This window comes from Streptomyces sp. NPDC001914, assembly GCF_042891215.1.
GTDB lineage: Bacteria > Actinomycetota > Actinomycetes > Streptomycetales > Streptomycetaceae > Streptomyces.
Map to the genome: position 1 here is coordinate 470,489 of NZ_JBIASW010000004.1, position 21,337 is coordinate 491,825.

The 21,337-nt window shown below is 71.6% G+C and carries 20 protein-coding genes; 13 read left to right on the forward strand and 7 right to left on the reverse strand.

What is annotated here, in order from left to right:
- The first annotated feature begins 59 nt into the window (after positions 1–59).
- Complete coding sequence (locus ACFYYF_RS14565; RefSeq protein ID WP_388775311.1) at positions 60–2,684, forward strand: hypothetical protein; 2,625 nt, start codon at positions 60–62, stop codon at positions 2,682–2,684.
- Positions 2,685–2,701: 17 nt separating this feature from the next.
- On the opposite strand, the gene ACFYYF_RS14570 is transcribed toward ACFYYF_RS14565, so the two are convergent.
- Positions 2,702–3,211, reverse strand: a complete 510-nt coding sequence (locus ACFYYF_RS14570) for a cupin domain-containing protein (RefSeq protein ID WP_388775314.1) — start codon at positions 3,209–3,211, stop codon at positions 2,702–2,704.
- 139 nt (positions 3,212–3,350) lie between these two features.
- On the opposite strand from ACFYYF_RS14570, the gene ACFYYF_RS14575 reads away from it, so the two are divergent.
- The 12 genes from ACFYYF_RS14575 to ACFYYF_RS14630 all read left to right on the forward strand — a co-directional run bounded on the left by ACFYYF_RS14575 (position 3,351) and on the right by ACFYYF_RS14630 (position 15,150).
- Positions 3,351–3,785, forward strand: a complete 435-nt coding sequence (locus ACFYYF_RS14575; RefSeq protein ID WP_365494198.1) for an Rrf2 family transcriptional regulator — start codon at positions 3,351–3,353, stop codon at positions 3,783–3,785.
- A gap of 92 nt (positions 3,786–3,877) precedes the next feature.
- Positions 3,878–4,789, forward strand: coding sequence for a DsbA family protein (locus ACFYYF_RS14580; RefSeq protein WP_388775738.1), 912 nt, complete (start codon positions 3,878–3,880; stop codon positions 4,787–4,789).
- A gap of 670 nt (positions 4,790–5,459) precedes the next feature.
- Positions 5,460–7,031 (forward strand): ABC transporter substrate-binding protein, encoded by a 1,572-nt coding sequence (locus ACFYYF_RS14585; protein ID WP_388775318.1) that lies wholly within the window; start codon positions 5,460–5,462, stop codon positions 7,029–7,031.
- Between the two features lie 31 nt (positions 7,032–7,062).
- Complete coding sequence (locus ACFYYF_RS14590; RefSeq protein ID WP_365494204.1) at positions 7,063–8,091, forward strand: ABC transporter permease; 1,029 nt, start codon at positions 7,063–7,065, stop codon at positions 8,089–8,091.
- A gap of 2 nt (positions 8,092–8,093) precedes the next feature.
- On the forward strand, positions 8,094–8,984 hold the full coding sequence (locus tag ACFYYF_RS14595) for an ABC transporter permease (protein WP_388775321.1): 891 nt from the start codon (positions 8,094–8,096) through the stop codon (positions 8,982–8,984).
- Complete coding sequence (locus ACFYYF_RS14600) at positions 8,981–9,877, forward strand: ABC transporter ATP-binding protein (protein WP_388775323.1); 897 nt, start codon at positions 8,981–8,983, stop codon at positions 9,875–9,877. The genes ACFYYF_RS14595 and ACFYYF_RS14600 overlap by 4 nt, the downstream gene beginning before the upstream one ends.
- Positions 9,874–10,701, forward strand: a complete 828-nt coding sequence (locus ACFYYF_RS14605; protein WP_388775325.1) for an ABC transporter ATP-binding protein — start codon at positions 9,874–9,876, stop codon at positions 10,699–10,701. The genes ACFYYF_RS14600 and ACFYYF_RS14605 overlap by 4 nt, the downstream gene beginning before the upstream one ends.
- A 28-nt stretch (positions 10,702–10,729) precedes the next feature.
- On the forward strand, positions 10,730–12,049 hold the full coding sequence (locus ACFYYF_RS14610) for an NtaA/DmoA family FMN-dependent monooxygenase (RefSeq protein ID WP_388775327.1): 1,320 nt from the start codon (positions 10,730–10,732) through the stop codon (positions 12,047–12,049).
- 143 nt (positions 12,050–12,192) lie between these two features.
- Positions 12,193–13,227: an LLM class flavin-dependent oxidoreductase gene (locus tag ACFYYF_RS14615; RefSeq protein ID WP_388775330.1), complete on the forward strand. Its 1,035-nt coding sequence runs from the start codon at positions 12,193–12,195 to the stop codon at positions 13,225–13,227.
- 1 nt (position 13,228) lies between these two features.
- A complete protein-coding gene (locus ACFYYF_RS14620) occupies positions 13,229–14,005 on the forward strand; it encodes an alpha/beta hydrolase (protein WP_388775332.1) in 777 nt (258 codons plus the stop codon).
- Positions 14,006–14,161: 156 nt separating this feature from the next.
- Positions 14,162–14,719 carry an NADPH-dependent FMN reductase gene (gene ssuE, locus ACFYYF_RS14625; protein ID WP_388775334.1) on the forward strand — a complete coding sequence of 186 codons (558 nt, stop codon included), beginning with the start codon at positions 14,162–14,164 and terminating at the stop codon, positions 14,717–14,719.
- Between the two features lie 62 nt (positions 14,720–14,781).
- Complete coding sequence (locus tag ACFYYF_RS14630) at positions 14,782–15,150, forward strand: YciI family protein (protein ID WP_388775336.1); 369 nt, start codon at positions 14,782–14,784, stop codon at positions 15,148–15,150.
- A 55-nt stretch (positions 15,151–15,205) separates the two neighbouring features.
- On the opposite strand, the gene ACFYYF_RS14635 is transcribed toward ACFYYF_RS14630, so the two are convergent.
- The 6 genes from ACFYYF_RS14635 to ACFYYF_RS14660 form a co-directional block, all read right to left on the reverse strand.
- On the reverse strand, positions 15,206–16,333 hold the full coding sequence (locus tag ACFYYF_RS14635; protein WP_388775341.1) for an MsnO8 family LLM class oxidoreductase: 1,128 nt from the start codon (positions 16,331–16,333) through the stop codon (positions 15,206–15,208).
- 67 nt (positions 16,334–16,400) lie between these two features.
- Entirely contained in the window at positions 16,401–17,777 is a 1,377-nt protein-coding gene (locus ACFYYF_RS14640; protein ID WP_388775343.1) for an NtaA/DmoA family FMN-dependent monooxygenase, read from the reverse strand.
- A gap of 19 nt (positions 17,778–17,796) precedes the next feature.
- Entirely contained in the window at positions 17,797–19,005 is a 1,209-nt protein-coding gene (locus ACFYYF_RS14645) for an LLM class flavin-dependent oxidoreductase (protein WP_388775345.1), read from the reverse strand.
- A 72-nt stretch (positions 19,006–19,077) separates the two neighbouring features.
- The gene (locus ACFYYF_RS14650; RefSeq protein WP_388775347.1) at positions 19,078–19,191 is read right to left on the reverse strand and encodes a putative leader peptide; all 114 of its coding nucleotides are present in this window, start codon (positions 19,189–19,191) and stop codon (positions 19,078–19,080) included.
- Positions 19,192–19,295: 104 nt separating this feature from the next.
- On the reverse strand, positions 19,296–20,081 hold the full coding sequence (locus ACFYYF_RS14655) for a GNAT family N-acetyltransferase (RefSeq protein WP_388775350.1): 786 nt from the start codon (positions 20,079–20,081) through the stop codon (positions 19,296–19,298).
- Positions 20,082–20,171: 90 nt separating this feature from the next.
- Positions 20,172–21,197 carry an ABC transporter substrate-binding protein gene (locus ACFYYF_RS14660; RefSeq protein WP_388775353.1) on the reverse strand — a complete coding sequence of 342 codons (1,026 nt, stop codon included), beginning with the start codon at positions 21,195–21,197 and terminating at the stop codon, positions 20,172–20,174.
- Positions 21,198–21,337 lie beyond the last annotated feature (140 nt).

Genomic DNA, 21,337 nt, shown 5'->3' on the forward strand with positions numbered 1-21,337 from the left:
GAATCCAGCAGAAACTGGAGTCACGTTCCACCGTCACGGCAGACGCGGTGCGGGCCGCCATGGCCACGGAGGCGAACATCTCCCGGGCCACGGCGCCCTGCACGGAGACGTACACCGCCTACCGGGCGGCGGCGGACAGGCTGCGGGAGGACCGGGAGGCCCGCCACCAAGCCTGGATCGACCTGGGATTCGACCTGCGCTCGGTCGTCGCCGGGTCCTACTGCGTCCTCATGCTCGCCTGGATCATCGTGGCGAACCACCTGTTCGGGAAGGCGATCCTGCCAGCGCTGGCCACCAGCGCGGGCGGCGGGATCGTCGGCGGAGCCGCCTTCATCTGGCTCGACAGCTCAGAGCGGTCGAAGACGTACGCCAAGAGCCACTTCACCCTGGTGTTGGGGCCGTTGAGGCTCGCGGTGCGTACGCTGCGCGCCCGGTTGGAATCGAAACGGTGGGAGGAAGACCTCCGTCAGAACGGCACGGAGCCCGTCGTCGACCTGGTCATCCAGGCGCTCCTGGGCGACGATCCCCATTCGGTGCTGCTGCCGGACAACTTCGACGGTCTGCGGGTCACCCAGACCCAGGGATATCTGGTGCCCATCGGTGCGGCGCTGGACCTGAAGCGCAAGCTGTCCATCCTGGAAGGCGGCACCATCGCCGTGTGCGGGCCACGCGGCGCCGGGAAGACCACTCTGCTCGAAAACGCCCTGTCCGAAGGCGACTTCACTGTCCGCGCTCATGTCCCGGCCGCCTACACCCCACCTGACTTCCTGCTCTCCCTGTTCGTCAGAGTCTGCGAGCAGTTCATCACCCGGCAAGGGTTCGCAGTTCCGGAGTTCACCCGGATCTCCGGCTTCGTCCGTGCCTTGCGCAGGCTGCGGACATCCCTGCGACGCCTGCGCCGGGTGGCCTTCTTCGGTGTACCCGCGGCAGCCCTTGTCGTCCTCGGCTGCTTCGCGACAGCCCAGTCGCTGTGGCACCGGTACGGCGGGGGCCTGCGGACTTCTCTCGACTCCGCCCTGCGCTGGACGACCACCCTCGCCGAGAAGACCTGGCAGGGCGACAATCTCGGCGCAGGGCTGCTCATCACACTCGCGGGCCTGCTGGTCTGGGTGCTCCAGTTCTCCACCCGCTGGCGCCGACGCCTGCGTGCGCTGCCGCGGAGGATCTGTCTCCTCGCCTCCTACGTCCTGCTGTTCGGCGTCACTGTGTCCTTTCCCGGTGACGACGAACTGGGCCGGCACGCGCACGCCCTCAGCGACCCGTTCATCCTCGGGGCACTGCTCCTCCTGGCGGCTCCCCTGGGCCTCTGGGTGACCGCCTATGTGAAGAGCACCATCCGGATCGGCGGCCATCGGATCAGCACACGCTGGATCACCACACCCGCGGCCCTGTGCTGCCTCGCCGGCTGGGTGATGCTCCTGCGGAGCAATGCCGACGTGACCGCGATGTTCCTCGACCGCGAGAACCCTGCCCGGCTTCTCGGCCTCATCGCAGCCGGGCTTCTCCTGTACGTCTCCCGCCTGCGGGCCAAGACCCCGGAACCGGACCTGGTCACGAAATGCCGTGATCAGCTGTACCAGCTCAAGACCGTCCAGAGCACGTCCGCGGCCGTCAATCCGAGCGTCACACAGCTCATCACCCTGGGCAGCGGCCACACCTCGGGGCTCTCCACCATCCCGTCGAACTTCCCGGAACTCGTCGAGGACTTCCGCACCCTGCTGACCAGGATCGCCGACCATGTGCACGTCCAGGGCCACCGCACGGTGATCTCACTCGACGAACTCGACCGCCTCGGCTCCGATGCCAAGGCGCTGGAGTTCCTGCGCGAGATCAAGGGCATCCTGGGCGTCCCGCACGTGTACTACCTGATATCCGTCGCCGAGGACGTGGGCGCCGCCTTCGTCCGCCGCGGACTGCCGCACCGCGACGCCACCGACAGCTCTCTCGACGACATCGTCCACGTCCAGCCGTGCACCCTCGGCGAGTCGACGGCCATCATGGACCTGCGGGCTCCGGGTCTCACCTCTCCGTACGTCCTGCTCGCCCACGCCCTCTCCGGTGGCATCCCCCGCGACCTCATCCGCTACGGGCGCGGAATCATGGAGATGCGCGAGCGGACCAGTTCCGTCGAACTGACGGAGATCTCCCGCCGTCTCATCCTGGGAGAGCTGTCCGACACCCTCGCCGGTTTCCGGACCCTGCTCGGCAAACAGCAGTGGTCCCCCGACACCGCGGGCGTCCTGACCTCCTATCGCGAACTGATGCTCCAGTTGCGCTCCACCTGCGCGTGTCACGCCGACGCCCTGACACAGGCCCTCGAACGGTTCTCGGCCGAGTCGGCACCTGGCACGTCGACCCAGTCAGCGCTGCCCGAAGGTGCCACTCACCTGATCCACGAGGCCTCCGTCTACACGTACTTCGCCCTCACGCTGGTACAGATCTTCAGCTCACCAACCTTCGACCAGCGCCGTGCCGACGCCGCAGCCCGCGGACCCGCCGGTCATCCTCAGTACCTGGCCGACACACGGTTGGAGCTGGCCGTGTCGCCGTACAGCGCACGCTCATTGATCACCGAGGTACGTCAGGCGTGGAGCCTGCGCCCCGTCACGACGTCGGCACTGGCTCCCTCCACGACCATCCCCGCACCTCGGCTCCGGCCGTGCCCGCTGCATCAGCCCACCTGACGTCCCGGTCGGTGCCCTCAGCCCTCCTCGCCGTCCCGCAGGACGTACAGCCCCGGCAGGTTGACCACGATCGCCTCCTGGGTGCTGCGGGCGATGACGACGACGGCCTCCTCGGCGGGGTCCGGGTTCTCCTCGCGGTGCGGCACGAACGGCGGTACGAAGATGTAGTCGCCGGGTGAGGTGCGCAGTCGCACTTCCTCGGGCTGGTCTCCCGCGTCGTCGAGGAAGACGAACTCGGGGTGTCCGCTGACCACGTAGATGGCGGTCTCGGAGGCTCCGTGATGGTGGTCCGAGGAGGAGGTGGAGGGGGCGACGTGGGTCTGGCCCATCCACAGCTTCTCGGAGCCGACGGTGGTGCCGCTGACGGCGGCGAATCTGCGCATGCCTCCGGTCTGCGCCGTGTCGCCGTCGAGGGCGCCGGCGCGGATGTGGTGCAGGCGGGCGCGCAGGGAACGTACGGACTGCCCTTCGGCGTCCGGGAGATGGGGGTGGAATCCTTCGCCGGGGGTTGTCGACGGCTCGCTCATGGTGGGGGACGCTAGAGCGGTCCGGAAAAGGATGTCAAGAGGTATCCATTGCGCTTCACCTGCGGCAATGTTCCCGCAATGTACGTGGGGAACCGGTGGAGACCCGCTCGGCGGACAGCGGTTCGGGCATCATGGGCGCATGCATATCTCCGCGAAGGCGGACTACGCCACGCGGGCTCTCCTGGAGCTCGCCCGCGAACCGGCCCGCCCGCTCACCTGTGAGGCGATAGCGTCCTCGCAGCAGGTCCCGTTCCGGTTTCTGAAGTCCGTGGTGGGCGAGTTGCGCAGGGCCGGACTGGTCCGCAGTCAGCGTGGCTGCGAGGGCGGGTACTGGCTCGGCCGGCCCGCCGACGAGATCACCCTGCTGGACGTCGTACGCGCCGTGGACGGTGAACTGATCACCCTGCGGGGCGAGCCGCTGGCCGGGCTCGACTATCCGGGGCCCGCCTCCGGACTTCCCGGGGTGTGGCGCCGTATCGAGGCGGACGCCGCGGCGGTGCTGGGCGGGACGACCCTGACGGCGCTACTGCCCGCCGGGTCGGCCGGACGGATGGACCACGAGGGAGCCGCGTGACCCGCGCGCCGGACCGGCCGGCGGAGGACACCGTGCAGCCGAGGCACGCGGTGGACGCGGAGCGGCCGGAGGACGCCTTGGACGCGGGCCGCTTGAGGGACGCGGCCGGCACGGTGGAGGTCGTGGAGTACACCGACCCGCTGTGCCCGTGGGCCTGGGGTTCGGAACCGGTGTTCCGCGGGCTGCGCGCCGCGCTGGCGGGCCGGGTCCGCTGGCGGCGCGCGTACTGCGTCCTGTTCGATGACGACGACGACCCGCCGCCCGATCCCGCAGCGGAGACCGCCTGGTACGCGCGCTACGTCGAGGACATCGGCGCCCACACGAAGGCCCCGCGAGCCCGGCGGCTCAACCGGGTCGCGGCGAGTTCGTGGCCGGCATCGCTGACCGCCAAGGCCGCCGAGCGACAGGGCGACGAGGTGGCCGGGCAGGTGTTGCGGCGGCTGCGGGAGAGCGTGTTCGTGCTGGGCGAACCGGCGGACACGGCTGCGCTGACGTTGTCCGCGGTACGGGGTGTGCCCGGCCTCGACCACGAACGGCTGGCGGCCGACGCCGCGTCGGTGTCGGTACGGGAAGCGGTACTTGCCGACCGGACCGAAGCGCGCCGGCCGGTTCCCGAGGTGCTGTCGGTGCGCGGCGGTTCGCCGCATCCCGGCGCCGCCAAGGAGACCTCCGAGGGCGGGTACCGCTACGCGCTGCCGACCCTGCTGGTCCGCGCTCCCGCGGGGCGGCGCGTCGTCCCCGGCTGGCGGCCGTACGAGGAGTACGCGTCGGCGTTCGACGCGCTGTGTCCCGGACTGCTCGCGGAGCCCGCGAGGCCGGCCCCCTCGGAAGCGCTCGCGCGGTACCGGAGTCTGACCCGCCCGGAGGCCGCGGTGCTGAGCGACGGGCCGTGGCCTCCCCGGGACGCGGTGCGCGTCGAGACCGGCAACGGACCGCTCTGGCTGCATCCCGACGAGGCCGCCGTACACCCGGCCCTCGACCGTGGCACCGCTGCCGCACCCTGACGGCCTTCCCGTCGGCCGCCAAGCCTTCCCGTCGGCCACCGGGCCTTCCGGTCAGCCGCCGGACCTTCGCGCCCGGCGTGAGAGGCGCCCCGTGTGAGGTGCCCGGCGTGAGAGGTGCCCGCGCGAGAGGTGCCCGGTGCGCGGCACGATCGGTGTGAGGCGCGCCCGTCCATCCCCGGCAGCCTTCTGATCAGCCATCAGAACCTGTCCCGCCCAATGAGACACCAAAAGGTGTCCATTGACAGCCGCCGAGAACCGGCCCCAGGATGTGCACCATGCTTACGACGCACCCCGCCGTGGTGTGCCGCTACGTGGACCTGCGGCGCACCTGCAGCGCCCTCTGTCGCTGACCGCCCGCCAGCCGCGGCCTCCAGGCGCCTGACGCCCGTCCCGCCGACCCCGGCACCGGTCCCGCGCGGCCCCGCCGTCCGGCCCCCGTCATCGCGCGCCGCCCTCCCAGCGTTTCGTCGTTTCCGCTCCCCCGGCCTCCCGGTCCCCTCCGCGATCCGCCGACGCCTCCCGCCCTGAACGCGGCATGCCCCCGTGCGCACCGACGCGCACACCGGCATGCGCGTCCGAGGCATGCGTGGCGTCCGTCCGCGGGGTGGGCCGCCCTCGCTCCGCGCCGCGCCGCCCCGGCGTGGGCGGAGCCTTCGCAGAAAGAACTCCGATGCCCGGACGTCTCACGCCTCGCACCCCCGCCACGGCCCTCCGCAGTGCCCCGCGACCCGGCCGCCTGCGCGCCGCCGCGCTGGGGACGGCCCTCGCCACGGTGCTGGTCCCCACGCTCAGCGCCTGCGGCGGTGACGCCTCCTCGTCCGCCGGCTCCGCCGCGCTGAAGTGGACCTCCTCCTACTTCCCCGCCCACTGGGACCCGGTCGTCAGCGGCAGCGGCGCCCAGTTCCGTGAACTCGCCCTGGTCTACGCGTCGTTGACACGTACGGACGAGAGCGGGAAGGCCGTCCCGGACCTGGCCAAGAGCTGGGACTACAACGCGAAGGGTGATGTGATCACCTTCCATCTGCGGCCGAACCTGAAGTTCAGCGACGGCGCGCCGGTCGACGCCGCCGCCGTGAAGGCCGCGATCGAGCGGGCCAAGAAGCAGAAGAACTCCGCCCTGTTCGGCGATCTGACCTCGATCACGTCCGTCGACGCCAAGGGCCTCGACGCGGTGATCCACCTCAGCCAGGTCGACTACCAGATCCCCCAGCTGCTGGGCGAGCGCGTCCTGCAGATCGCCAGCCCCAAGGCCGCCGCCTCCCCCACCGAGCTGGATCAAAAGCCCGTCGGCGCGGGCCCGTTCATCGTGACCCAGCTCGTCCCGGGCACCAAGGCCGTCCTGAAGAAGAACCCGGACTACTGGGACGCCAAGAACATCCACATCGACACCGTCGAGCTCAGCTCCGCCCCCGACGCCTCCACCGTCGTCTCCGGACTCCAGACCGGTGTCTACAACTTCGCCGACATAGCGCCGAGTCAGGCCGAGGCGGCCAAGAAGGCCGGACTCGACGTCTTCGTGCAGCCCGGCTTCAACGCCTCCAACATCAGCCTCAACACGAACAAGGCGCCCTTCGACAACGACAAGGTCGTCGACGCGGTGCGCTACGCGGTCAACCGTCAGGAGTTCGTCGACAAGCTGACCTTCGGCTACGGCTCGGTGACCAACCAGCCGTTCCCCAAGGGGTACGTCGCCTACGACCCGGAGTCGGAGAACGCCTACGCCTACGACCCCGCGAAGGCCAAGAAGCTGCTGAGCGAGGCCGGTTACAAGCCGGGAGCCCTCAAGCTCAGCCTGGTCATCCCGGCCGAGGACCCGCAGGCCGAGATCGTGCAGGCGCAGTTGGCGAAGGTCGGAATCACCGTCACGATCAAGATCGACAAGAACTGGGCCACGCCGTTCTTCGCCAAGGACCTGACGTTCTCGCTGTACGGCACCACCGGCCGCGACTCCGCGGCACAGACCCTCACCGCGCACTTCGGTCCGAACGGCCCGCTCAACCTCAGCTCCCCGTACGAGCCTTCGGGCTTCGAGGCGGCCATCGCCAAGGTCCGCCGGACCCCGCTGGACTCGCCCGACTACCCGAAGGTGCTCCAGGCGGCGACCCGGGCCGGCCTCCAGAGCAAGGCCCTGGTCTTCACGTACTCCTCGCCCAATCTCATCGCCAAGAACAAGGCCGTCTCCGGCCTGCCGAAGAACCCCGCCCACATCGACTGGACCGGCGTGACGATCTCCGGCAACTGACACTCCGTCCATCACAGAGAGGGGGCAACCCATGACGACGACGGAGGCAACGGCACCGCCCGACGTCCGTCTCCCGGCCGCCGCGGCCAGGACCCGGCACACCCTGGGCCGCGTCCTGGCCACCCTCGCCCGGTCGGTCGCGATCTTCGTGCCCGTCTTCCTGGTCGCGACGTTCGTGACGTTCGCGCTGCGGTCGCTGAGCGGGCTCAGCCCGGCGCGCATCCAGTTGGGCGAGGAAGCCACGCCCGAGGCGGTCGCCCGCGTCGAGGCACAGTGGGGTCTCGACCGGCCCTTCCTCGTCCAGTACGGGGACTGGTTCGGGAACGTTCTGCACGGCAGGCTCGGCACGAGCTGGACCAACGGCGCCGACATCTCCACCCTCATCGGCCTCGGCCTGGGCGTGAGCCTGTCGGTGGCGACCTTCGCGCTGATCATCGGAGTCGTCGCGGGGTTCGGTCTCGGCACCCTCGCGGCGCTGCGCCGCACCACCTGGATCGACCGGGCGATCACCGGCTTCGTGACGGTGATCTCGGTGATGCCGGCCTTCGTCGTCGGCATCGTCCTGGTCGCGGTCCTCTCCGTGGGACTGCACCTGTTCCCGTCCGCCGGATACGTCCCGGCGGAGCAGGGGTTCGGGCCGTGGCTCGCCCACATCACGCTGCCCGCCGTCGCGCTGAGCTTCGACGTCGTCGCCGACGTCGCCCGCCAGCTGCGCGGGGGTCTCGTCGGGGCGTACGCCGAGAACTACGTGACGGGCGCGGTGGTCCGCGGGCTGAGCCCGCGCCGGATCTTCTTCGGGCATGTGCTGCGCAACGGCATCGGGCCCGCGCTCGCCACCCTCGGCCTGAAGTTCCCCGCCCTGGTCGGCGCCTCCGTCGTCACGGAGTGGATCTTCGGACTCCAGGGCTTCGGGCGCTTCGCCAACGACTCCGCGCAGGCCGGGGACGTACCGGCCGTGCAGGGCGTCCTCGTGGTGTCGATCGTCCTGGTGGTCGCCTTCAATCTGCTCGTCAACCTGGTGCTGGCGCGCGTCGCACCGGCCTCGCGGCGGGGGGTGTGACCATGGTGCGCCGCGTTCTCGCCCTCACCTCCGGCCGGATCGCCCTGGCCGTCCTCACGGTGATCGCCGTACTCGCCGTGTTCGGGCCGCTGATCGCTCCGCAGAGCCCCCTGGCCACCGGCGACCACCCGCTCGCCGCCGCGTCCGGCACCCACTGGCTGGGGACCGACTACCTCGGCCGTGACGTGCTGAGCCGGCTCCTCGACGGCTCCCGGGTCAGCGTGCTCGGCTCACTGGAGGTCGCGTTCACGGCCCTGGCCATCGGCGCCCTCCCCGGCATCCTGTCGGTCCACCTCGGCCGGGTCTTCGAATGGGTCACCCTCCGGCTCGCCGACACACTGGTCGCCCTGCCGTTCCTGCTGTTCGCCGTCGCGGTCGTCGCACTGCTCGGCAACGGTCTCACCCAGGCGATGCTGGTCACGGGCGCGCTGGTGTCCCCGTTGTTCTACCGCGTGGCCCGCGCCGCCACCCTGGCCGTCGCCCGCTCGCCGTACGTGGAGGCGGCGGTCATCGCGGGCGCCTCGACCGGCTGGATCGTACGCCGTCACATCTGGGCCAAGGTGCTTCCGCCGATCGCGGTCGCCCTCGCCCAGACGGTCGGGGTCGGCTTCGTCATCGTGTCGAGCCTGACCTTCCTCGGGATCGGGGTCCAGCCGCCCGCTCCCACGTGGGGCGGCCTGCTCGCCTCGGACCTGGGCTATCTGAGCCAGCAGCCCTGGGCACCGCTGGCACCCGCCCTGCTGATCATGGTCACGGTCTGGGCCTGCAACCTCCTCGCCGACGCGATCCGCGACGTCACCGGCGAGGCGGGCCGTACACCGGCGGCCGGCCGCGGCACCCGCGCCGACGACCGCACCGAGGCCGACCCCGCTCCCGCTGGAGGTGCGCGATGACCACCCTGTCCCAGAAGCTCCCCGCCGAAGTCGAGAGGACCGAGCAGTCGTCCGGTCCCGCCGAGGCGGTCCCGTCCCTGGCACCCGTACTGGCCGTACGCGATATACGCATCGGGGACCGGTCCGCCGGCCGCGAGATCGTCCACGGGGTGAGCTTCACGCTCACGCCCGGCCGGGCCGTCGGCATCGTCGGCGAGTCCGGCAGCGGAAAGACCCTCACCTGCCGTGCCGCGCTGGGAATCCTGCCCACCCCCTTCGAGATCACCGGCGGCTCGGTGGAGATCGACGGCGGCGACATCGCCGGCCTCTCCCCCGCGCGGTGGACCGGCCTGCGGGGCGCGACGATCAGCGCGGTCTTCCAGGACCCGGCGTCCTATCTCAACCCCTCGATCCGGGTGGGAGCGCAGATCGCCGAGGTCGTCCGGGTCAAGAAGGGACTGAAGCGGCGCGCGGCCCGCCGTCGGGCGGTCGAGCTGCTGCGGTCGGTGCACCTGCGGGACCCGGAGCTGGTCGGCTCCCAGTACCCCCACGAGCTGTCCGGCGGCATGCTCCAGCGTGTCCTCATCGCCGTGGCGATCGCCGCGGGACCGCGGATCCTCATCGCCGACGAGGCCACCACCGCGCTCGACGTCACCGTCCAGGCCGAGATCCTCGACCTTCTCGCCGATCTGCGCGAGCGGACCGGACTGGCCCTCGTCGTGGTCTCCCACGACCTGGCGGTCGTCGCCCAGCTGTGCGACGAGGTGCTCGTCATGCGCGACGGCGAGGTGGTCGAGCAGGGTCCCACCGAGGACGTACTCCACCGTCCGCGCCACGAGTACACCCGGCTGCTGATCGCCGAGCACCAGCAGTACGGCCTGGAGAAGTTCCTCGCGCCCGAGGAGGACGCATGAGTGGCGAGCCCCTCCTGGAGGTCACCGGCCTCGAAGTGCGCTACGGACCGCGCCGACGCCGCCGGCACGCGCTGCGCGGTGTCTCGCTCACCGTCTCGCCCGGCGAGACCGTCGGGATCATCGGCGAGACGGGGTCGGGCAAGACGACCCTGGCGCGGGCCGTGCTCGGTCTGGTGCGCGCCTCGGCCGGTTCCGTCGTCGTCGACGGTGAGGACGTCACGGCCTACGGCGGACGCCGGTGGCGCGCGCTGCGCCGCCGCGGTGTCGTCCAGTACGTCTTCCAGGACCCGCTGCGCAGCCTCGACCCGGACCTCACCGTCGAGGCATCACTGACCGAACCGCTGCTCGTCCGCGGGGTGTCCCGCGAGGAGGCCGCACGACGGGTCCGCGCGTTCCTCCCCCGGGTCCACCTCTCCGACGACCTCCTCGGCCGGCTGCCCGGTCAGCTCTCCGGCGGACAGCGTCAGCGGGTCGCCGTGGCACGGGCGTTGGTGACGGAGCCCCGGCTGGTCATCCTCGACGAGCCGGTCAGCGCCCTGGACTCGGCCAACCGCGTCCAGATCCTGCGCATCCTGCAGGAACTCCGGGACGACGGAGTGGCCCTCGTCTTCATCTCCCACGACCTCGGTTCCGTCGCCGGCGTCGCCGACCGGATCGCCGTGCTGTACCAGGGCGAGCTGGTCGAGACCGGAGCCGCCCGCGAGGTCATCGGCCGGCCCCGGCACCCCTACACCCGCCTGCTGGTCCGCTCCGCGCCCACGCTGCACTCGGCCCCGGCCGACCGGGCCGAACGCGCCGCCCTACGGGCCCTGCTGAATGTCTGAAGCCCCCGAGAGACAGGAAGAACACGCCATGCCCCGCACCATCCATCTCGCCCTGCACCCCTACGGCGTCGGCGGTCCCGGCCAGCACGGTCTGTGGAAGGACCCGCGCGTGGCGAAGAACGCCAGCATCGACATCGACTACTACATCCGGCTGGCGAAGGCGGCCGAACACGCCCTCTTCGACGCGCTGTTCATCGTCGACAGCCAGTTCATCAACGCGACCTATCCGGCGCACTACCTCAACCGCCTGGAGCCGCTGACCCTGTTGTCCGCGGTGGCGACCCACACCCGGCACATCGGCCTGGTCGGCACGGCGAGTTCGACGTACAACTCGCCGTTCAACCTGGCCCGCCGGTTCGCCTCCCTGGACCACATCAGCGGCGGGCGGGCCGGCTGGAACGTCGTCACCAGCTTCGACACCGGTACGTCCCGGAACTTCGGACTCGACGAACACCTCGACTACACCACCCGCTACGGCCGCGCCCTGGAGTTCGTCCGGGTCGCCCGCGGCCTGTGGGACTCCTACGAGGACGACGCCTTCCCCGCGGACGTGGCCCGGGGCGTGTTCCTCGACCCGGCCAAGCTGCACGCGCTCGACCACGAGGGCGAGCACTTCAAGGTCGCCGGACCGCTCAACCTCTCCCGCTCCGCGCAGGGGCAGCCGGTCATCTTCCAGGCCGGGGTCTCCGAGGAGGGCCGCGACCTGGCCGCGCAGGTCGCCGAAGGCATCTACGCGCCGGGCGGCACGCTGCGGCAGGCCCAGGAGTACTACGCCGACATCAAGCGGCGCACCGCTTCCTACGGCCGCGACCCCGAGCACATCAAGATCTTCATCCACGGGAGCCCGGTCGTCGCCGCCACCGACGAGGCGGCCCGGCGCCGCGAGCGGGAGATCTTCGAGGAGGACAACGACTTCGACCGCAACCTCGCGCTGCTCGGCCGCTCCTTCGGCGCCTACGACTTCAGCGCGCACGACCTCGACGCGCCGTTCCCCGACGTCGCGCACCTCGCGGAGAAGGGCGGCCGCACCGGGGCGTCGGCGCTCATCGAGCGGGCCCGGACCGAGAACCTGACGCTGCGCCAGGTCGCCGAGTCCGTCAACCAGTTCCGCGCCTCGCCGTTCGTCGGGGCTCCGGAGACGGTCGCCGACACCATCGAGGAGTGGTTCGCCGCCGGCACCTTCGACGGCATCAACCTCGCCTTCCGCACCGAGGACGAACTGAACCTCTTCGTCGACGGCGTCGTCCCGGTGCTCCAGAAGCGCGGGCTGTTCCGTACCGAGTACGCGGCCGACACCCTGCGCGGCAACCTCGGCCTGCCCGTCCCGGCCAACCGTCACGCCCGCTAGCCGCAGCTCGCGAACGACTGAGAGCCCGCCGCGACCGGCCCGTGGAGCGGAACCGGGCTTCACCGGCCGGCCGCCGGCTCTCCCGCGAACCGTCCGGCACGGCGACCCGACGAGACGACCCGCCACCGAAAGGCCGACAACCCATGACGAGCGAGCGACCACGCTTCAGACTCGGCTTCCTCACCCATGTCCAGGGGCGCGACGAGGACATCGCGCGCACCTACCGCAACGCGCAGGACCTGTTCACCGTGGCGGACGAACTCGGCTTCGACGTCGGCTGGGTGGCCCAGCACCACGTGCCCCTCGGCGGCGGCGGACTGTCCTCGCCCTGGACCTTCCTCGCCCACGCGGCGGCGCGGACCACCCGGATCCGGCTGGGCACCGCCGTCACCGTCCTCCCGCTGGAGGACCCGGTCCGCCTCGCCGAGGACATCGCCACCGTCGACACCCTCAGCGGCGGCCGTGTCGAGATCGGCGTGGGCAGCGGATCGAGCGGCCAGGAGTACGCCGCGTTCGGCAGGGACGCCGACCGCAAGCGCGAACTGACCAGCGAGAACCTCGACATCCTGCGCCGGGCCCTCGCCCACGATGAGGTGGGCACACCCGGCTTCCGTGTCCAGCCCCGCCCCGGCGACTTCGGCCGCCGCATCTGGCAGGGCGTGTTCAGCGCGCAGGGGGCCGAGTACGCGGCGCGCCACGGCTCGAACCTGCTGCTCAACCGGGCGGCCTACGGATTCGACTCCCCCACCGACGAGGTGCAGCGGCCCTGGGCCGACGCCTTCCTCGCCGCCTGGGACCAGCCGCACCGCCCGCGCATCGGCCTGTCCCGCTTCGTCTTCCCGGCCAAGGACCGGCGCACGGCGCTCCGCGCGATCGGCGACGACGTCCACCGGGCGGCGCTGCGCATGGCGGAGAGCGGCGCGTTCCCCAAGGGCCTCGACCGGGACGAGGCGCTGCGCCGCTTCCACACGTTCTACGGCCATCCCGACGACGTCGTCGAGGCCCTGGGCCGGGAGAAGGTCCTGCCCGTCGCCACCGATCTGATCGCCCAGTTCAACCCCGCCGTCCCCGACCACGACGCCGCCGTCCGTGCCCTCGAACTCATCGCGACCGAGGTGGCACCGGCGCTGGGCTGGAAGCCCGCGCGCACGGGCGAGCCCGCATCCGCAGGAGTGTGACATGACTCAGTACAGCGACCACCACGGCCCCGAAGGCCTGCTCGTCCGCGGCACGATCCTCGTGGTGCCCGGCCGCGGCGAGACCCGGGGGACGTACGAGCGCTTCGGCGCGCGGCTCGCCGCCGACGCCTACCGCGTCCGCGTGATCGACCCCCCGACCCTCGACGCCGCGGACCCGGCCGGGTCGCTGACCGATCTGGCCGCGCGGATCGCCGGGGCGATCGAGGACACCGCCCCGCAGGACGGTGTCGTACGGCCTGTCGTCCTCGTGGGCGCGGACGCGGGGGCCGTCGCGCTCGCCGCACTCCTCGGCGGGGCCCGGACCCCGGCCGCGTGGTGGCCGGACGCCCTGGTCCTGGCCGGGCTTCCCGGTCCGGCCGCGACGCCCGGAGCCGGCGGCGAGAGCTGGGACCACGAGCTCGACGTCCGCACCTCGTGCCCCACCCACCGGGGCCGCCTCACGCAGGACCCACTGGTACGGCGCGGGTCGCTCAACGACGCGCTGCCGGACTCCCTGCTCGGCGCGGCGTACGACAGCGAGACGCCCCTGCCCACCCTGCTGCTCGTAGGCGACGCCGACCCGCTCGCCGACGACGAGGCGCTCGCCCGTCTGGCCAAGTCGCTGCCCCTGGCGCGTCTTTCGGTCGTGCACGGCGCTCACCACGACGTCCTCAACGACCTCCAGCACCGTTCGGTGGCGGCCGAGGTCGTCGGCTTCCTTGAAGCGCTGCGGGGCGATCTGCGGCCGCTGATCAGTGTGCGGTCGAGCGCCTGGTGAGGCCGCGCGGTGCGGGCGCGGCGGGTGAACCTCTCGCGCCGCGCCCGCGCCGCACCCGCACCCGCACCCGCACCCGCACCCGCACCCCACCGCAGCCGCGCCGCCTCCCGCCCCCACCCGCTTCACGTATCCGAATCCCGACCCGGAAGGTCAGCCATGGCCACGATCGTGTCCGTCTCCGGAAGCCCCTCTCCCACTTCCCGCACCACACGGCTCCTGCGTCACCTGGACGGCCGGCTCCGCCGCCACGGCCATGAGGTGATTCCCCTGGAGGTACGCACGCTGCCCGCCCACGCGCTGCTCGGGGCCGACTTCCGGCACCCCGCGATCGTCGAGGCCGCCGCTCTGTTCGAGGGGGCGGACGGGGTGGTGATCGGCACGCCCGTGTACAAGGCTGCCTACTCGGGTCTGCTGAAGTCGTTCCTGGATCTGCTCCCGCAGTACGCGCTGGCGGGCAAGACCGTGCTGCCCCTGGCCACGGGCGGCAGTACGGCCCATGTGCTGGCCATCGACTACGCGTTGCGCCCGGTGCTGACGTCCATGGGCGCGTCGCACATCGTGCCCGGCTGGTTCACCCTCGACAAGGACATCACCGCCGGCGAGGACGGCACGGCCGTGATCGCACCCGCCGCGGCCCAGGCACTGGAACAAGTGACGGACCATTTCTCGGCCGCGCTGGGAGGCCGCGTCACCGCCCTCGCGTCGACCGGCTGAACCGGACCGCCGGGACCGCCCCGCGCAGCGTGGATGTCAGTCCCCGGTGCCAGGGTGGAGCCATGAAATACATGGTGCTGATGTACGCCGATCCGGCGGCGACCGAAGCGATGACGGCGGAGCAGCGGGCCGACGTGTTCCGCCGTCATGAAGCCCTCCACAGAGACCTGGAGAGCTCGGGCGAACTACTCAACGGAGCGGGGCTGGCCTATCCGCGGGACACCACGACCCTGCGCCGGAGCGAGGAGGGGCCCGTCACCTCCTCCGACGGGCCCTTCCTCGACGCCACGGAACACCTCACGGCCTACTACGTGATCGAGTGCGCGACCCCCGCCCGGGCCCGCGCCATCGCCGAGCGTGTACTCGACTTCCACGTGGTGACGACGGAGGTACGCCCGATCCACGACGCGTTCGGCATGGGGGACGGCTGATCACCCGGCTCGCCGGGTGATCAGCCGTCCCCCTCCTCGTAGGCCATGCGCCGGCTCAACTGGCGCGCCACTCCTCGGCCAGCAGTTCGTAGGAGCGCACCCGGTCTGCGTGGTCGTGGGTGATCGTGGTGATCAGCAGCTCGTCGGCTCCGGTGGCCTCCTGGAGTTGTGACAGGTGGGCGGCGACCCGTTTCGGGGAGCCGACGAACTGGGTGTCGAGGCGGTCCTGGACGAGGGCCCGGTCGGCGTCCGACCAGGTGTGGGCGCGCGCCTCGTCCGGGGTGGGGAACTCGATGGCCCCCTCGGCGGTGCGGATGCTGCGGACCCACAGGCCGTATCCCGTGGCGAGTTCGCGGGCCCGCTCGTCGTCCTCGGCGACCACGACGTCCGCGGACACGCTGACGTACGGCTTGTCGAGGACGTCGGAGGGCTGGAACGCGGCACGGTAGCCGTCGACAGCCTCCAGCACGGTCGCCGGGCTGACGTGGTAATTCGCCCCGAACCGGAGCCCGTTGCGGCCCGCGACCTCGGCGCTCTGTCCGCCGCTGCTGCCGAGGATCCAGAGTTCCAGATCGGCGCCCTCGCCCGGGACGGCGTGTGCCTCGACTCCCTCCGCGGAGCGGTAGGTGCCCGCGAGCAGCGCGAGGATGTCGTCGACCTGCTCGCCGTAGTCCTGCGACCGGGCGTCGGGCTGCTGGAGGAGGGCGCGCTGGAGGGCGACGCGCGGTGAGCCGAGAAGGTGCTCGAAGGAGAAACGGGGCGGAATGCGGAGCCCGTTCGGAGCACGGCCGTCGACCACGGGGGTCGCGGTCGCCGGCGGTCCCGCGGTCCTGCCCGTGGGCCGGCCGCCGGAGCGTCCGAGGCCCAGGTCGAAGCGCCCGGGGTGCAGCGCGTCGATCAGACCGAACTCCTCGACCGTGGACAGGGCGGTGCGGTGGCCGAGTTGCACGGCACCCGCGCCGAGCCGGATGGTCGAGGTCGCGGAGGCCGTCAGAGCGAGGACGACCGCGGGCGAGGTTCCGGCAACCCCCGGGTTGAGATGGTGCTCGGCGAACCAGTAGCGGCTGTACCCGAGGCTCTCGGTCCGCCGGGCCAGGTCGATGGAGTTGCGCAGAGCGTCCGCGGCCGTGGAACCCGAGGAGATCGGGATGAGGTCGAGTACGCCGAGAGGGATGTCGGACATGTGCGGAGGCCTCCTCAGCGCTCGGCGGATATGCGGATCGGTTCGAGAACGGGTGTCGCGGGGAGTCTCATGACGCCGCCCGGTCGGCGGATGTCCCGGCGTCGGGGTGGGCGAGGCCGAGGTGGTCGCGCAGGGTGGAGCCCTCGTACTCGGTGCGATGGACACCGCGTTCCTGGAGGATCGGGACGACCTTGTCGGCGAATGCGTCGAGGCCGCCCGGGGTGATGTGCGGGACGAGGATGAAGCCGTCGGAGGCGTCGGCCTGGACGAAGTCGTTGATGGTCTCGGCGACCGTGGCCGGGCTGCCGACGAAGGCCTGCCTGCTGCCGGTCTCGATGACGAGGTCGCGGATGGACCACTTGTTGGCGGCGGCCCGCTCCCGCCACTCGCGGGCGGTGGCCAGCGGGTCGCGGTACATCCTGACCTGGGCGCGGCCCCGGGCGACGGTGTGCTCGCCGAGGTCCGGGTCGATGTCGGGAAGCGGGCCGTCCGGGTCGTACGCGGACAGGTCGCGGTTCCAGACGAACTCGAGGTGCTTGATGGCGGTGGCGCCGCTGACCTGGAGGCGCCGCACCTCGCGGGCATGTTCCTCGGCCTCGGCGTCGGTGTCGCCGAGCACGAAGGTCGCGGCGGGCAGGATCAGCAACTGGTCGGAGCGGCGGCCGTAGCGGGCGAGGCGCCCCTTGACGTCCGTGTAGAAGGCCTGGCCCTCCTTCAGGGTGGAGTAGCGGCTGAAGATGGCGTCGGCACTCGACGCGGCGAACTCGCGGCCCTCCTCGGAGTCTCCGGCCTGGAAGATCACCGGGCGGCCCTGCGGGGAGCGCGGGACGTTGAACTGCCCCTCGATGTCGAAGTGCTGTCCGTGGTGGACGAAGGCCCCGGCCTTGGCGTCGTTCAGGAAGGTGCCGCCGGCGCGGTCGGCGACGATCTCGTCCCCGCGCCAGGAGTCGAAGAGTTCGTTGGCCGTGGCCAGGAACTCCTTGGCCCGCGAGTAACGGTCCTCCTGGGGCAGGAAGCCGCCGCGGCGGAAGTTCTCGCCGGTGAAGGCGTCCCAGGAGGTGACGACGTTCCAGGCTGCGCGCCCGCCGGAGAGGTGGTCCAGGCTCGCGAACTGGCGCGCCACTTCGTAGGGCTCGTTGAAGGTGGAGTTGATGGTGCCGGTCAGGCCGAGGTGTTCGGTGACGGCGGCCAGCGCGGCGAGCACGGTGAAGGTGTCGGGCCGTCCGACGACGTCCAGGTCGTAGATGTGTCCGCCCTGTTCGCGCAGACGCAGCCCTTCGGCCAGGAACAGGAAATCGAACCTGGCGCGCTCGGCGGTGCGGGCGAAGTGCGCGAAGGAGCTGAACTCGATGTGGCTGCCGGCCTCGGGGTCGCTCCACACGGTGGTGTTGTTGACGCCGGGGAAGTGCGCCGCGAGATGGATCTGCTTGAGCGGCTTGCTCATGGTCGGGGGTCCTTCCGGCTCAGGCGGTGGTGGCGTAGCGGTTCGCGGGGCGGGCGAGCCCGAGCAGTCCGCGCAGGGTGTCGGCCTCGTAGGCCCGCCGGAACACGCCCCGGCGCTGGAGTTCGGGCACCAGAGAACGGGTGATCGCGGGCAGGTCGTGGCCTGCGACGGCGGGCCTCAGCCGGAAACCGGACAGCCCTGCCTCGCCCAGTTCCTGGAGCAGATCGGCGAGTCCCGCCGGGGTTCCGGCGAAGATCCGGGCGTCGCTCGTGTACGGGCGGCCCGCGAGGGCGTCCAGTCGCTCACGGCGGGCCTCGGCGGCACCGGGGGTGTCGTCCAGGAAGACCACGAGGTCGCCGAAGACGTGCACGGTCTCGTCCCCGCGGCCGGCGGCGGTCTGTTCGGCGCGGATCTCCTCGACGACGGCGCGCGCCTGTCCGGCGTCGTGCGGGGTGACGTATCCGACGTCGGCGGCCCGGGCCACCAGCCGGTACGGGACGGTCGCGTGCGCGAGCGCGCTGACGATCGGCTGGCCCTGCGGCGGCCTGGGGGTGATCGAGGGACCCTTGACGCTGAAGTGCCCGCCCTCGAAGTCGATGTAGTGGAGCTTGTCGCGGTCGATGAAGCGGCCGGTGGCGACATCGCGTATCTCCGCGTCGTCCTCCCAGCTGTCCCAGAGCCTGCGGACCGCCTCGACGTAGTCGGCCGCCTCGTCGAAGAGTTCGGTCACCAGTGCCTGCCCGGCGGGCGTGCCGTAGTCCTCGATGCGGAACGGCGGGAGCGTACGGCGGCCGAAGTGCGCGGCCTCGTTCTGGCGTGCCGAGACCTGGACGCGTACACCCGCACGGCCGGTGCTCACGTAGTCGAGGGTGGCGATCGCCTTGGAGATGTGGAACGGCTCCGTGTGTGTGGCCACGACGGTCGGCACCACACCGATGTGACGGGTCAGGGGCGCGATCCGCGCGGCGATGAGGACGGCGTCGAGTCGGCCGCGGACCTGGTCGGTGCGGCCGTCCGGCTCCGCGGGCGAGGAGGACTGGAGGCCGAGACCGTCCTCGATGGTCACGAAGTCGAGCAGACCGTGCTCGGCCTCGGTGACCAGATCGGCCCAGTAGGCGGCGGTGAGCAGTTCGCCGGGCCGAGCGACGGGTTCGCGCCAGGCGGCCGGGTGCCAGCCGGCGCCGTCGAGTGCGACGGCGAGGTGCAGGGGGGAGGGTGACGAGGACACGGAGGTGCCTTCCTGATCGGCCGTACGAGGAATCCCGCCCCCGTGAAACGGGGCGGGGCTGCGTGGAACGGATCAGAGGCGACAGAGCGCGCCGGCGACCCGCAGCAGATCGATGTGCGGCCGGCCGTACAGGTGCAGGGGGCGGGGCGCGAGCGGTCTCGGCACGCGGTGGTTCACACGGCGCACGGACCTCACCTCCGCCCTCTCGGCCCGGTGCTCCCGGGTCCCCCGACCGCCCGGCCCGAGTGGGTCCCCGCCGGGGCGCCGCACGGTCCTGGACAAGACCAACCTCATCGGTGTGCCTTTTCTTCCGGCTGCCCGCCCTCTTCGTGTCCCGCGGGCACGGACCGCTGTCCGCCGGGTGTCCGGACGAGCACGAACCGCGTGCGGCGGCGCAGGGTGAACCCGATCGACTCGTAGAGCCGGATCGCGTTCGTGTTGTCGGCGGCCGCGTGGAGGAACGGGGTGTCCCCCCGCTCCTCGATCCCCGCCGCGACCGCGCGGACGAGGCGGGTGGCCAGGCCCTTGCCCCGGTGGTCGGGATGGGTGCACACGGCGCTGATCTCGGTCCAGCCCGGCGGCCGCAGCCGCTCGCCGGCCAGGGCGATCAGCCGGCCGCCTTCCCGGATGCCGAGGTAGGCGCCGAGTTCGACGGTACGGGGCAGGAAGGGGCCCGGCCGGGTGAGGGCGATCAGGCCGAGGATCTCGGGCACGTCGGCGGGGCCGAGGCGTACCGCTTCGGGCGCGGGCTCGGCGCGCAGCGCGGTGGCGGTCAACTGGACCCCGTCGCCGCCGTGTTCGATCGTCCAGCCGTCGGGCACGGCCTGGATCGCGGTGACCGGGGTGACCGTCCCGGGACCCACCAGTTCGGCGAGGTCGTCCCACGCGCGGGGGTCGGCGGGATCCGCGAGCGCGGTGAACGGGGACACGTCCGTCGGGTAGCGGGCGGCCCTGCCGACGCGTTCGGCGAGGTGGGCGTGCGGGCCGGTCAGCGCGGCCCACGCGGCGTTGTCGAGGATGTGCGGTGGGGCCGGGCTCGGGGAAGGGGCGGGTGCGGGGTGGACGCTGGTGGACATGGCGGTGCGGGTTCTCCGTATCTGGAACGCGGCCGGTCGCGCCCGGGACTCCGCCGCGATGCGGCGGAGTCCCTTGGGGCGGGCGGTGGTTCAGGAGTTGTCGAGCGGCAGGCCGGGCGGGTTGACCTCGGAGGTCTTCACCGCCTCGTTGGAGAGGTTCCAGGCGGCCAGCCACTTGGCGTACTGGCCGTTGTCGATCAGGTAGTTGATGGCGTCGGCGACCGGCTTGGCGAGACCGCTGTCCTTCTTGGCGGTGGCCGCGATGAGTCCCTGGATCGTGGCGCCCGCGCCGGAGAACTGGCCGGCGTTGCGGGTCGGGTGAGGGGACTTGGCGTTCTGGGTGACGTGGTAGGCGACGGCCGGGTTGGGGCCGAAGGAGGCGTCGATCTTCCCGCTGTTCAGCGCCAGAGCCGTGGCGTTGTTGTCCTGGTAGTACTTGACGGTGAGCTTCTTGCCCGCCTTGGCCAGCTTGTCCTTCCACTCCAGGAGGATCTTCTCCTGGTTGGTGCCGGCGCCCACCGCGACGGTCTTGCCGGCGAGGTTCCGGTAGTCGCCGTCGAAGTTCCAGGTGCTCTTCTTCGGCACCTCGAAGGCGAGGTTGTCCTGGCGGTACGAGGCGAACTCGTACTTCTTCTTGCGTTCCTCGGTGTCGGTGACGTTCGAGAAGGCGACGTCGACCTTGCCGCTGTCGATCCCGACGAACAGGTTCTCCCAGGTGGAGTTCTTGACGACCGGCTTCAGCCCGAGGACCGCGGCGACCAGCTTGCCGAGATCGGGTTCGCTGCCGGTGAGCGTCTTCTGATCCTGTCCGACGAAGTTCAACGGCGGCGATCCGGCGGGCAGTGCGCCGATGCCCACCACCAACGTGCCTCTTTCCGCGACGGACTTGGGCAGCTCGGCACTGATGGACTTCACCTCGGAGACCTTCAACGTGGTTTCCTTCGCTGCCCCGTTCGAGAGCGCGCCCACGGTCACGGTTCCGGCCGCGTCGGACCGCGTCCGGGTGGCGGCGTCGCTGTCCGCGCCGCAGGCCGCGAGGGAGACGGCGAGGGAGGCGACGGCCGCGGTGGCGGCGACGCCGCGGAGGGCTGTGCGGTTCAGGCTGTGGGTGCGCATGGCTGTCCTTGTCGAGTGTGCGATGAGAGATGTGGGGGAACGGTCCCGGCGGGCCGCCGAATCGGGGGTCCGCCCCGACGCGGGTCGGGGCGGCAGGGCAGGGAACACCTCGTCGAGCGGTGTCCCGCTGCGCGTCGGAC

Bases quoted from the DNA above. Each gene is read 5' to 3' on its own strand.
- ACFYYF_RS14565 (WP_388775311.1), top strand. From the start codon at position 60: ATGGCCACGGAGGCGAACATCTCCCGGGCCACGGCGCCCTGCACGGAG.
- ACFYYF_RS14570 (WP_388775314.1), bottom strand. From the start codon at position 3,211: ATGAGCGAGCCGTCGACAACCCCCGGCGAAGGATTCCACCCCCATCTC.
- ACFYYF_RS14575 (WP_365494198.1), top strand. From the start codon at position 3,351: ATGCATATCTCCGCGAAGGCGGACTACGCCACGCGGGCTCTCCTGGAG.
- ACFYYF_RS14585 (WP_388775318.1), top strand. From the start codon at position 5,460: ATGCCCGGACGTCTCACGCCTCGCACCCCCGCCACGGCCCTCCGCAGT.
- ACFYYF_RS14590 (WP_365494204.1), top strand. From the start codon at position 7,063: ATGACGACGACGGAGGCAACGGCACCGCCCGACGTCCGTCTCCCGGCC.
- ACFYYF_RS14595 (WP_388775321.1), top strand. From the start codon at position 8,094: ATGGTGCGCCGCGTTCTCGCCCTCACCTCCGGCCGGATCGCCCTGGCC.
- ACFYYF_RS14600 (WP_388775323.1), top strand. From the start codon at position 8,981: ATGACCACCCTGTCCCAGAAGCTCCCCGCCGAAGTCGAGAGGACCGAG.
- ACFYYF_RS14605 (WP_388775325.1), top strand. From the start codon at position 9,874: ATGAGTGGCGAGCCCCTCCTGGAGGTCACCGGCCTCGAAGTGCGCTAC.
- ACFYYF_RS14610 (WP_388775327.1), top strand. From the start codon at position 10,730: ATGCCCCGCACCATCCATCTCGCCCTGCACCCCTACGGCGTCGGCGGT.
- ACFYYF_RS14615 (WP_388775330.1), top strand. From the start codon at position 12,193: ATGACGAGCGAGCGACCACGCTTCAGACTCGGCTTCCTCACCCATGTC.
- ACFYYF_RS14620 (WP_388775332.1), top strand. From the start codon at position 13,229: ATGACTCAGTACAGCGACCACCACGGCCCCGAAGGCCTGCTCGTCCGC.
- ssuE (WP_388775334.1), top strand. From the start codon at position 14,162: ATGGCCACGATCGTGTCCGTCTCCGGAAGCCCCTCTCCCACTTCCCGC.
- ACFYYF_RS14630 (WP_388775336.1), top strand. From the start codon at position 14,782: ATGAAATACATGGTGCTGATGTACGCCGATCCGGCGGCGACCGAAGCG.
- ACFYYF_RS14635 (WP_388775341.1), bottom strand. From the start codon at position 16,333: ATGTCCGACATCCCTCTCGGCGTACTCGACCTCATCCCGATCTCCTCG.
- ACFYYF_RS14640 (WP_388775343.1), bottom strand. From the start codon at position 17,777: ATGAGCAAGCCGCTCAAGCAGATCCATCTCGCGGCGCACTTCCCCGGC.
- ACFYYF_RS14655 (WP_388775350.1), bottom strand. From the start codon at position 20,081: ATGTCCACCAGCGTCCACCCCGCACCCGCCCCTTCCCCGAGCCCGGCC.
- ACFYYF_RS14660 (WP_388775353.1), bottom strand. From the start codon at position 21,197: ATGCGCACCCACAGCCTGAACCGCACAGCCCTCCGCGGCGTCGCCGCC.